We start from the raw sequence: 11,608 nt of genomic DNA on the forward strand, positions 1-11,608 counted from the left end.
CTGTGGGTATGGGAATCGACTCAGGCCGACTGTTGCGCCGGCTCGCGCGGCGCCGACGGGTGCGTCGGCGCTTCGTGGAAATGCTCGGGGTGCGTGTGTGTCGTCAGGCGGTCGACCCACGCCATCACGATCGCCGACACGAGGAACGCGACGTGGATCAGCACCTGCCACATGATCGCGTGCACCGTGTGCTGGTCCGGATTGATGAACGTCTTCAGCAGGTGGATCGACGAGATGCTGATGAGCGCCATCGACAGCTTCACCTTCAGCACGCCCGCGTTCACGTGGTCGAGCCATTCCGGCTCGTCCGGATGGCCCTCGACGCCCAGGCGCGACACGAACGTTTCATAGCCGCCGACGATCACCATGATGAGCAGGTTCGAGATCATCACCACATCGATGAGGCCGAGCACGGCGAGCATGACGTTCGTTTCGTCGAGGCTCGCCGCGTGCGACAGCAGATGCCAGACTTCCTTCAGGAACAGGAACACGTAGATCGCCTGCGCGACGATCAGGCCCAGATAAAGGGGGACTTGCAGCCAGCGGCTCATGAAGATGACGGCGGGCAGCGGGCGCATCTTGCGGCGGGCCGGGCGGGCGGCGCGCAGATCGGTCGGGGCGGCGGACATGGTCGGGCGAAGCGGGGATGCGGGGATATGGAGCGTTTTTGAAAAAAAGCGCGTTATTGTAACGCGTCGGTCGGGCCGCTGGCAGCGGCGCGGCATCGAGGCCGCGCATCGAGGCCGGCGGTGCCGGCTGGGCGCGAGGCCGACCGTGCGCCGCGGGCGCGGGCGGCGTGCGTTCAGGGCGAGTTCAGGGTGAGACGGGCGGCGAGCGCCGCACGCGCAGGCTCGCGAGCACGATGCCCGTCACGACGCACGCGAGCGCGATGCCGTGCGCGAGCGTCGGCCGTTCGCCGAGGAACAGGATGCCGTAGATCGCGGCCGAGATCGGCAGCACCGCGCTGAACACGCCGGCGAGGCTGCCCGGCACGTGACGGATGCCCTTCATCCACAGCCAGAACGAGAAGATGCTCGCGGACAGGCCGTACCAGACGACGAGCGTCCAGACGCCCGCCGGCACGCTCGCGTAGTCGAAATGCCAGAGCGCGCCCGCGCCGAGCGGCAGCATCAGCAGCAGGCCGAACAGGTGGGTGTACGCGCAGATGTCGATCGGCGCGAGCGTCTGCGTGAGGCGCCGCGACAGGATCACGTAGATCGACTCGCAGCAGACCGCGCCGAGCATCAGCAGATTGCCGGCGAGCGAGCCCGCGTGCGCGCCGCCTTCGCTCGCGGTGCCGTTCGCGACATTGATCGTCACGACGCCGGCGATCGCGAGCGCGATCGACACGAGCGCACGCCTGTTCGGTTTCTCGCTCAGGAAGATCCATGCGAACAGCGCGACGACGGCCGGGATCGTGCTTGTGATGACGCCCGCCGCGACGGCGCTCGTGCGCTGCACGCCGTTGAGCATCAGCAGCGTGAACATGAACGTGCCGAAGAACGCCTGCAGGAACAGGTTCAGCCATTCGCCGCGCTTGACGGTGCGCATCTTGACGGGGCTGAAGAGCGGCCAGAGCACCGCGTTCGCGATGACGAAGCGCAGCGTGGCGAGGAGGGTGACGGGAACGAAGGCGACGATCGATTTGCCGATGCCGACGTTGCTGCCGACGAGCAACATCGACGCGATGAGAAAGAAGGCGTAGCGATTCAAGCTGGAATCCGGGCGACGAGTTGGTTAGCATTGTAGGGTCGCACGAAAGCCAGCGTAAAGCCGCGTCGGGCCGCTCGCCGCGTAAGTGACGGGTAAGTTCCGGCGCTTATCGTGAAACGTCTGCATCGTTTTGCCGCGGCCGTCCGGCGTGGTGCGGTGCAGCATCGCGCGTCACGTGAGCCGCATGCGGCGCGCAGGGTGGGAGACAGGCGCGTCGCGCGCCAATCAGACACGGCGCGCCCGATCGCGCCGGCACGTAGTGGGTTCCATGTTCACCAAGGGGTAGTCGATGTCTGCGATTGAATCGGTTCTGCACGAACGCCGCCAGTTCGCGCCGCCCGCCGCCGTGGAGAAGGCGGCAGCCATTTCCGGCATGGCGGCTTATCGGGCGCTCGCCGAAGAGGCTGAGCGCGATTACGAAGGATTCTGGGCGCGTCTCGCGCGCGAGACGCTCGAATGGCACAAGCCGTTCGGCAAGGTGCTCGACGAGACGAACGCGCCGTTCTACACGTGGTTCGAGGACGGCGAGCTGAACGCGTCGTACAACTGCCTCGACCGCCACGTCGCCGCTGGCCTTGGCGAGCGCGTCGCGGTGATCTTCGAGGCCGACGACGGCACCGTCACGCGCGTCACCTACGCCGATCTGCTCGCGCGCGTGTCGCGTTTCGCGAACGCGCTGAAGAGGCGCGGCGTCGGCCGCGGCGACCGCGTTGTCATCTACATTCCGATGTCGGTCGAAGGCATCGTCGCGATGCAGGCGTGCGCGCGGATCGGCGCGACGCACTCGGTCGTGTTCGGCGGCTTCTCGTCGAAGTCGCTGCACGAGCGCATTGTCGACGTCGGCGCGACCGCGCTCATCACGGCCGACGAGCAGATGCGCGGCGGCAAGGCGCTGCCGCTCAAGAACATCGCCGACGAGGCGCTCGCGATGGGCGGCTGCGACGCGGTGAAGACCGTCGTCGTCTATCGCCGCACGGGCGGCAACGTCGGCTGGCACGCGGGCCGCGACGTCTGGATGCACGAGATCGTCGCGAACGAGTCCGACGCGTGCGAGCCCGAGTGGGTCGGCGCCGAGCATCCGCTCTTCATCCTGTACACGTCCGGCTCGACCGGCAAGCCGAAGGGCGTCCAGCACAGCACGGCGGGCTATCTGCTGTGGGGCGCGCAGACGATGAAGTGGACGTTCGACTGGAAGCCGACCGACGTGTTCTGGTGCACGGCCGACATCGGCTGGGTCACGGGCCACTCGTACATCACGTACGGGCCGCTCGCCGTCGGCGCGACGCAGGTCGTGTTCGAGGGCGTGCCGACCTATCCGAACGCGGGCCGCTTCTGGAAGATGATCGGCGACCACAAGGTATCCGTGTTCTACACCGCGCCGACCGCGATCCGCTCGCTGATCAAGGCGGCCGAGGCCGACGACCACGTGCACCCGAAGAGCTACGATCTGTCGAGCCTGCGGATCATCGGCACGGTCGGCGAGCCGATCAATCCGGAAGCGTGGATGTGGTATCACAAGCACGTCGGCGGCGGGCGCTGCCCGATCGTCGACACGTGGTGGCAGACCGAGACGGGCGGCCACATGATCACGCCGCTGCCCGGCGCGACGCCGACCGTGCCGGGCTCGTGCACGCTGCCGCTGCCGGGCATCATGGCCGCCGTCGTCGACGAGACGGGCCAGGACGTGCCGAACGGGCAGGGCGGCATTCTCGTCGTCAAGCGTCCGTGGCCGGCGATGGCGCGCACGATCTGGGGCGACCCGGACCGCTTCAAGAAGAGCTATTACCCGGAAGAGCTCGGCGGCCGCCTCTATCTGGCGGGCGACGGCACCGTGCGCGACAAGGAAACCGGCTACTTCACGATCATGGGCCGCATCGACGACGTGCTGAACGTGTCCGGACACCGGCTCGGCACGATGGAGATCGAATCGGCGCTCGTGTCGCACGAACTCGTCGCGGAGGCGGCCGTGGTCGGCCGGCCGGACGACACGACGGGCGAGGCGGTCGTCGCGTTCGTCGTGTTGAAGCGCACGCGGCCGGAAGGCGAAGAGGCGGCGGCGCTCGCGAAGGCGCTGCGCGACTGGGTCGGCAAGGAGATCGGGCCGATCGCGAAGCCGAAGGACATCCGCTTCGGCGACAACCTGCCGAAGACGCGTTCGGGCAAGATCATGCGGCGCCTGCTGCGCTCGCTCGCGAAGGGCGAGGCGATCACGCAGGACACGTCGACGCTCGAGAACCCCGCGATCCTCGAACAGCTCGCCGAAGTGCGCTGAGCGTGACGGCGCGCGGCGCGCTGCCGAATGCGCGCCGCCCGAGCCCCTGCGCGGCAATCCCGATTGCCTGCGCAGGGGCTTTTTGTTACACAAGCGCATGGCCGCTTCTTCCGGTACCTCTTCGCCCACGCCGTCGCATCCCGCCGAACCGCCGTTCGTGCCGGTGCCGCTCGCGCGCGCGCATGCGCGCTACTGGCGTTTCAACGTCGCGCTGATCGCCGTGCTGATGACGATCGGCTTCGCCGTGTCGTTCGTCGTGCCGCTGTTCGCGCCGGCGCTCGCGCATCTGCGCTTCGCCGGCTTCAGCCTGCCGTTCTACGTCGGCGCGCAGGGCGCGATTCTCGTCTATCTCGCGCTGATCGGCGTCTACATCGTGCTGATGCAGCGCGCCGACCGGATTCTGCGGCGCGACTACGACGCGTATGCGGACGAAGCGAAGCGCAACGAAGCCATTTCGACGGATGCCGACGCATGCTGACGAATCGGCTGGTTCGCGCGTATGCGCTGTACACGATCGGCTTCGCCGCGTTCGTGCTGCTGCTGTGGCGGATCGAGCGCGCGACCGGGCCGGGCGTGTGGATCGGCTATGTGTTCCTGTTCGTGCCGATCGCGGTCTACGCGGTGATCGGGCTGCTGTCGCGGACCTCGGATCTCGTCGAATACTACGTGGCCGGGCGGCGCGTGCCGTCCGCGTTCAACGGCATGGCGACCGCCGCCGACTGGCTGTCCGCTGCCTCGTTCATCGGTCTCGCGGGCTCGCTGTACGCGACCGGCTACGACGCGCTCGCGTACCTGATGGGCTGGACGGGCGGCTTCTGCCTCGTCGCGTTCCTGCTCGCGCCGTATGTGCGCAAGCTCGCGCGCTACACGATTCCCGATTTCCTGGGCACGCGCTTTTCGAGCACGCTCGTCAGGGCGCTCGCGGCGATTGCCGCGATCCTGTGCTCGTTCGTCTACCTGGTCGCGCAGATACAGGGCATCGGCCTCATCGCGACGCGCTTCATCGGCGTCGATTTCTCGATCGGCATCTTCTGCGGCCTCGCGGGGATACTTGTCTGCTCGTTCCTCGGCGGGATGCGCGCGGTCACGTGGACGCAGGTCGCGCAGTACATCATCCTGATCATCGCGTTCCTGCTGCCCGTTTCGCTGATCGCGATGAAGAACGGCCTCGGGCCCGTGCCGCAATTCAATTACGGCCATCTGATGTCGCGTGTCGAAACGCTCGAGACGGAGATACGCGACGCGCCGCAGGAACGGCAGGTGCGCGACGCGTATCGCAGGCAGGCGGCCGAGATCCAGGCGCAGCTCGATCGGCTGCCGGCGTCTTACGAAGATGCGCGCGCGCGGCTCGTGGAAGACGTTGCCGCGCTGCGCCGGCACAACGGGCCGCTGCGCGAGATCAACCTGCGCGAGCGCGAGCTCGCCGAGTTTCCGCGCGATCCGGCGGCGGCGCGGGTCGTGTGGGAGCAGGCGCGCGACGATCTGCTCGCGCGCGCGGCGGACCCGGTGCCGATGCACGAGCCGTTTCCGGCCGCGAGCGACGACGACCGCCGCCCGCGCGAACGAAACTTCCTGGCGCTGCTGCTGTGCCTGTCGCTCGGCACGGCGAGCCTGCCGCACATTCTGACGCGCTACAACACGACGACGTCGGTGGCGTCCGCGCGGCGCTCGGTCGGCTGGACGCTGTTTTTCATCGCGCTGTTCTATTTGACGGTGCCGGTGCTCGCGGTGCTGATCAAGCACGAGATCCTGACGAATCTGGTGGGGCGGCCGTTCGCCGATCTGCCTGCATGGATTACGCAATGGCACCGATTCGAGCCGGGGCTCATCAGCGTCGCCGATCAGTTGCGCGACGGCATGATCCATTGGTCGGAGATCCAGATGCAGCCCGACATCGTCGTGCTTGCGGCGCCAGAGATCGCGGGACTGCCGTATGTCGTGTCGGGGCTGATCGCGGCGGGCGCGCTTGCCGCGGCGCTGTCGACGGCGGACGGACTGTTATTGACGATCGCGAATGCGCTGTCGCACGACGTCTACTACCACATGGTCGCGCCCGACGCGTCGAGCCAGCGGCGCGTGACGATCTCGAAGGTGCTGCTGCTTGGCGTTGCGCTGTTTGCGTCGTATGTCGCGTCGCTGAATACGGGAAAGATTTTGTTCCTGGTCGGGGCGGCGTTCTCGCTCGCCGCGTCGAGCTTCTTTCCGGTGCTCGTGCTTGGCGTGTTCTGGAAGCGCACGACGACGCGTGGCGCGGTGGCCGGGATGGTGACGGGGCTTGGCGTGTGCGTGTACTACATCGTGTCGACGTATCCGTTCTTCACGCAGATCACGGGCTTCGCGGGGCCGAACTGGCTCGGCATCGAGCCGATCAGCTCCGGCGTGTTCGGCGTGCCGGCCGGGTTTGCGATGGCGATCGTCGTGAGCCTGCTGGATCGGCGGCCGGATGCGTATACGAACGCGCTCGTCGACTATATCCGGCATCCGTGACGGGCGGTTTTCGCTGGGACTGGCGGCTTGGTTCCGGAGTTTGCTATACTTGCTGTCTTCCCGGAGAGATGGATGAGTGGTTTAAGTCGCACGCCTGGAAAGCGTGTATAGGTGAAAGCCTATCGGGGGTTCGAATCCCCCTCTCTCCGCCAAGTTGCCTCTAACCCCTTGAATCGCCAGAATACGCCGGTGTCTCAAGGGGTTTTGTTTTTCGTATGGTACAAACGAAGGTACAAAAGCAGGTACAAGGCAACAGGCAGCAAGGGGGTACGGCCACGCGACCGTATGCCTCAATTCATGTTCAAGACCCGGACCGGTACCGGGTATCTCTTTCGTCGCGGCGTGCCTGAAGACGTGCGGCACATCATCGGTAGACGAGAGTTCAAGGAAAAGCTCAGCGGGGACTACCGAACGGCTTGCCGCGAACGCGACCGCCTGGCGCACGAGTCAACGGAACGGATTGCTTCGGCCCGCAACGGGTTGCAGCGGCTCAGCAAGAATGGCTTCCATGTATGGGACGACCTTGAAGTCCTCAACGAAGTCACCCCAGATGTTGCGCAGCGGTTCTTCTCAACGGTATTCGCCACAACCGAAATCGCAGACATTCAGCGGCGTGAGGCTGCCGCCGTGGGCCAACAAGCTGGGCTCGAAATGGGCGAGGCACGGGAAGCCCACTCCGAGTCCGAGAGGCTGTTGAGGCGAGCCCTGGCTACGGGCGATTGCAGTGCATTCCAGCAAGTTACGCATCAGACGCTGTACCTGAACGGATACCGGCTCGCAGATGAGCTCATTGGTACCGTGGACGAAGGAAGGCTTCTGCTTGCTTTCGTGCGTGCGCACCTGGCGGGCATTGGCGTTGTACAGGCTCGCGATAACGGCGAAGACCGGCCGGTTGCCACCCCGGCCGCTCCGCTAAAAAGGCCGGTAGGGGAATCTGGGGCGGTCGTCGGCGTTGCGAACGTGATGATGCTATCTGCGGCAATCAAAGAGTTCCTTGAACATCTCCCGCCTGCTCAACGGGCAATGAACGAGAAGCACCGATTCATTCTCCCCGCCTTCCTCGAAGTGGTGGGAGACATGCCCATCACCGAGCTGCGTCAGTCGCATGTCAAAGACTTCCTGCTTACCGTCCAGAAACTCCCGCCTCGCTGGTCTGATCTACGCCGGAAAAGCGGTCAGAACATCCGAGATTTGGCGAGCAAGGAGTGGAGCGAAACGCTGTCGCTGAAGACCTATGAAGGCTCATATCTCGCGTCACTGCGCACGTTTATCGACTGCGCCGTTGCTGATTGGCAAGATGTCGGGTTCCCAACAACTCTGACAACGAATATTCCGTATCTTGGGTCACGCACGACGACCGAACGCAAGCAGCGCGCGCTGCGGCCTGACGAGATTAGCCTGATTTTCTTCAATGACCGGATGAAGAAAATTGTAGGCAGCCCTGCCCAGGTGCATAAGTTTTGGCTGTTGGCGATAGAGCTGTACACGGGCGCCCGTGTTCGAGAAATCTGCCAGATTAACCCTCAGAGCGATTGGGGGAGCAAGGACGGAATCTGGTGGCTGCGGTTGACCAATGAGCCCGGCGAAAGCCCAGACCCGGACGTCATCAAGTCGGTGAAGACCGGCAAACCGCGTACGATTCCGATGCATGCTGAACTGGTTCGGCTCGGTCTACCGGACTACCTCGAACAAACGAAGCGTGGCGGAGCACGGCGGCTATTTCCGCAGTGGACGCCGACGAGCGGTGATGCTGGCGCAGCGCCTGGAAAGTTTGTGGCGAACTACATGCGAACCATCGGCCTACACGGCGTCGCTAACGAGCAGGGAAACGCGGTACGCGGCTCTCACACGTTCCGGCACACGCTGCTGACATACGGCAGGAAAATTGGCGTCAATCTGCGCTGCATCAGCGGCCATAAAGAGTCGTCGGACAACCAGGTCGCGGACGGTTACGAGGACGAAACGGTGTTGCTCACCTTGGCTGACATGTCTGCGCGTCTGGCGAAGCTGGATTACGGCGTAGAACTACCAGTGCCGGTTCCGGCACCGGTAGCCTCACGCTCTCGTTAGAGGCGCACTGGCGCCTCTTCACCAGGGGTCGAAGGTCGGCGGTAGCGGCGCGTAGCTGGGGCCTGGGTTATACGATGGCTGCCACGTGTGTGAATCGGTGCCGTATGGGTTGCCGCCTACGTCGATGTAGGTGTCGTCAATCAGCGGCAGGCCGGTCGCGGGGTTGATGTCCGGGCCGATGTCATCCGGTGCGTTGCTCATAGTGTCAGCTCCTTAGTTGGCTTCATCAGCCCGCCCCGATCGGGCGGGCTGCAGGGTTCAGTCTTCGTTCGGGTTCATGATGGTGATGACCGGTTCGCCTTCATCACCAGGGCCAATGACCATGTGCAAAGTCATCAGCTTGGGGCGTATCGCCGCCCCTCCGCGCGGCACGACGTAAAGCTGAAATGGCACCCGGCAACCAGCGCTGACCCGACGTGCCGCCATATACCCCATCCACACTACATCCCAAAGCCGCCCCCTCTCGTCTTGGTGCGTCTGGCGCGCTGAATCGGCATCGGACCAGGCAATGGCCTTACTCCACGCTGCCGCGGTCATGGCAACAGGCACCCGGAATCCGGCTTGTCGCGCGGTTTCCGTGATGTCCACTAGAACACCATCCGCAAGCGCCTGCGAGCGTGTGTATCGGTAGATGACTTCGCCCAAAATTTGCTCAATGTCCAAGGATGATTCTTGCATCGTGTCCTCCAACTGCTGCCGGGCTTCAAGATTCCGAGCCTGAATCCATGCTTGCCCGGGATGTCGCATGGTGCTCGCTGGCATTTCTGCCGCCGTTCTTCTGAGTTCGTCGCCTGCGGTAAGAGACCGCCAGCCAAACGGACGGAACAAGCGCAGTCAAAGCCGCAGCCCCCAGCGGGGGACCGGGTGCAGAGGCGCACGAAGTGACCGCAGGTCGTGTGCAGTCGGGGTGGATTGCGGTTGCATCGCAGGAATAGCGACGAACTCAGAAGAACGGCGGCAGTAATGCCGTCGCGCTGGCGAGAGCTCGGTGGCGGCGATAGCCGCCTTATTTGCGCTTCCAGGCCGCGAGCGCAGACAAGTCGATGACTTTCGAGCTAAGCGGCCTGCTGTCGTCCTTCAGCTCGGCGTAACGAGCCCTTTTTCGGGCGCGATAGCGTCGGGCGCGCTCGGCATCGCTGAGCGCGTCGGGTTTTCGTGGACGGCCAATCTTGGGCATGGACACGTTGGACGGTTGTGGAGCTGCATCCCCAACAAACAGGTCCAACGTGAAGGGGTCGTGTTTGTCTCGCATCCAGAGTATAGGCAGCGTCACAGTGCATCAAAGCGTTGATGTGACGTGTCGTCACGAAAACTATCCGTGACTGCGCGACGCCATCATGAAATGACCGTGACAACCTGTCGCGTTCGTTCGTCTCCTGATTTGCCGCCAGGCTGTCGTGGGTTCTCGTGGCGATCGCCACGAGAACCCCACCTTGTTTCCGTGATGGCGTCACGGAAATGACCAAGCACAAGCAGTCGGCTGCGAGCTGCCTGTCGGTGGCCGTTCTGGCAAGCCACAGGCGCGCAGCCGCCCGGCAAGGGCCGGGAGCGGAGCTGGGGGGCCGCCTGGTTGCGAAGCAACGCGGCGGGGCAAGGCGTCCAGCCGTAGCCCGGCGAGCTGCACGGTGCCCACACCGTCAGCGCGACGCCGGGGGGAGCCGCGCAGAAATCGCCGGCAGCTCGCAGAGCGTCGCCGCAGCGATAGCCGACCCCCAGCGTCGGCGGTTCTGTGTGGGGGGCGTAGCCCCGCGCCCCCCAAGCCGCAGGCGCGGGCAAGCGGGTCACCCAAGCGCGTTCAGCGGGCCGGGTGAGCTGCTTGCCCGCGCGTGGAGTGGCCCGCTGGAAGCGGGTCACGGAAGGCGTGGGGGCGCCGGTGTTTCAAGGCAGATGTCCCGGCATCCAGCCGGGACAAGCACCCGGCCTGGCGTCCAGCCAGGTAAGAGGGTGCGGTGTGCTCCAGCCGCTTCGCGGCTGTTCGTTCTCCGTGTTCGTCTCCCGTCGCACACGGGGATGAACAGGCGGCCACCCTATACGAATCATGACAACGACTCTGGGAGGGTCATGATGAGTAAGAAGGATGGGCGCCAAATTGCCCGCGAGAACGAGGCACGAGTCCTCCGTGCATTGCATAGATTCGGCTGGTTGCGCACGCGCGACTTGGCCGCTCTGTGCTGGCAGCGGTGGGCCTTCAGGTCAAGCGGCGCGCCTGGCCTGGGGCCAACGTTGCCTACTGCATCGGCATTGCGGATGGCGCAACGCACGATGCGCCGCCTTCTGGAAGCGCGGCTTGTCATCGCCGGGCAAGGGCCAGACGGCAGTCGCATCTACGCCCTGTCGGAAGGCGGTGCGCGAGCGTTGAAAGATGCCGGCGTGACGGCTATTAGCGGCAAAGACCTGGTCCGCGGTTTCAGTACCGCGTATTACCGGCACCGCTGCATCGCAAACCAGGTCGCCATCTCCGGTATGGTGCAAGGCTTTCGGGTCAGTACAGATAGAGAGATTGCCCAGGGGCTCTGGCTCGGCGGCGAGGCGGGCATCGCTGGCAAGCGGCCAGATGCGCTCCTGCGTGGCGGCAATCGCGTCTGGTGGGTCGAAGTCGAGCGGTCCCGCAAAAATGCCAAGGACTACAAGGCGCTTTTGGTCTGGTTGGGCAAGGTGCTGCGCGACAGTACCCGCCGCGACGGACCCCAGCTTTTGGGGCCGGGGCAATCGTGGGGACGCTTGATTTTCATCTGCACTTCTGCCTTCGAAGCCAAGCTGCGCCTGGATTTGGAGGGTATGGGGTGGACTCGACAGCAGGTCGATGTGCTGTCATGCTTCCAATCGGAGCTATACCGTTTTGAGGATACACTGTTCCCTTAATAGAAAGGCTATGGAGCGTGGCTTGGGCCGGTACCACGCTGCACGAAAACCATCTCGTTGAGGCTACAAATCCTGGTCTTGACCTTGCGGAATGCATCACCGGCTACCGCTCGTATAGGTTCCCGCCCCCGGCTGAGTCACTTCGGCCGGGGGCGGTTTTCATAGGTTTCGTCACGGACAATAGCGACCGATAAGAGTAGGAAA

9 protein-coding genes and 1 tRNA gene are annotated in these 11,608 nt (G+C 64.6%); 6 read left to right on the plus strand and 4 right to left on the minus strand.

Going from position 1 to position 11,608, the window contains the following annotated elements; translation table 11 throughout:
• Window positions 1–20 precede the first annotated feature (20 nt).
• Together WT16_RS25715 and WT16_RS25720 are read right to left on the minus strand one after the other, a co-directional pair.
• Window positions 21–629: a TIGR00645 family protein gene (locus tag WT16_RS25715; RefSeq protein ID WP_063534519.1), complete on the minus strand. Its 609-nt coding sequence runs from the start codon at window positions 627–629 to the stop codon at window positions 21–23.
• Window positions 630–813: 184 nt separating this feature from the next.
• Entirely contained in the window at window positions 814–1,713 is a 900-nt protein-coding gene (locus WT16_RS25720) for a DMT family transporter (RefSeq protein ID WP_006028501.1), read from the minus strand.
• A gap of 289 nt (window positions 1,714–2,002) precedes the next feature.
• On the opposite strand from WT16_RS25720, the gene acs reads away from it, so the two are divergent.
• The 5 genes from acs to WT16_RS25745 all read left to right on the plus strand — a co-directional run bounded on the left by acs (window position 2,003) and on the right by WT16_RS25745 (window position 8,542).
• Window positions 2,003–3,985, plus strand: coding sequence for an acetate--CoA ligase (gene acs / locus WT16_RS25725; RefSeq protein WP_006028502.1), 1,983 nt, complete (start codon window positions 2,003–2,005; stop codon window positions 3,983–3,985).
• Between the two features lie 97 nt (window positions 3,986–4,082).
• Window positions 4,083–4,463 (plus strand): DUF4212 domain-containing protein, encoded by a 381-nt coding sequence (locus tag WT16_RS25730; protein WP_015603650.1) that lies wholly within the window; start codon window positions 4,083–4,085, stop codon window positions 4,461–4,463.
• Window positions 4,457–6,472 (plus strand): VC_2705 family sodium/solute symporter, encoded by a 2,016-nt coding sequence (locus WT16_RS25735; protein WP_063534520.1) that lies wholly within the window; start codon window positions 4,457–4,459, stop codon window positions 6,470–6,472. The genes WT16_RS25730 and WT16_RS25735 overlap by 7 nt, the downstream gene beginning before the upstream one ends.
• A 62-nt stretch (window positions 6,473–6,534) precedes the next feature.
• Window positions 6,535–6,624: transfer RNA gene (locus tag WT16_RS25740), tRNA-Ser, on the plus strand.
• Window positions 6,625–6,769: 145 nt separating this feature from the next.
• Window positions 6,770–8,542 (plus strand): DUF6538 domain-containing protein, encoded by a 1,773-nt coding sequence (locus WT16_RS25745; RefSeq protein WP_197486502.1) that lies wholly within the window; start codon window positions 6,770–6,772, stop codon window positions 8,540–8,542.
• Window positions 8,543–8,560: 18 nt separating this feature from the next.
• Here the strand turns inward: WT16_RS25745 and WT16_RS33975 are convergent, their stop codons facing one another.
• The gene (locus tag WT16_RS33975; RefSeq protein WP_156521495.1) at window positions 8,561–8,743 is read right to left on the minus strand and encodes a hypothetical protein; all 183 of its coding nucleotides are present in this window, start codon (window positions 8,741–8,743) and stop codon (window positions 8,561–8,563) included.
• Between the two features lie 57 nt (window positions 8,744–8,800).
• Window positions 8,801–9,220, minus strand: coding sequence for a DUF6573 family protein (locus WT16_RS25750; RefSeq protein WP_063534965.1), 420 nt, complete (start codon window positions 9,218–9,220; stop codon window positions 8,801–8,803).
• 1,569 nt (window positions 9,221–10,789) lie between these two features.
• On the opposite strand from WT16_RS25750, the gene WT16_RS25755 reads away from it, so the two are divergent.
• Window positions 10,790–11,404, plus strand: a complete 615-nt coding sequence (locus WT16_RS25755; RefSeq protein ID WP_231892109.1) for a hypothetical protein — start codon at window positions 10,790–10,792, stop codon at window positions 11,402–11,404.
• Window positions 11,405–11,608: the final 204 nt, after the last annotated feature.

Origin of the sequence: Burkholderia sp. MSMB1589WGS, from assembly GCF_001636105.1 — a bacterium.
Classification (GTDB): Bacteria; Pseudomonadota; Gammaproteobacteria; order Burkholderiales; family Burkholderiaceae; genus Burkholderia; species Burkholderia humptydooensis.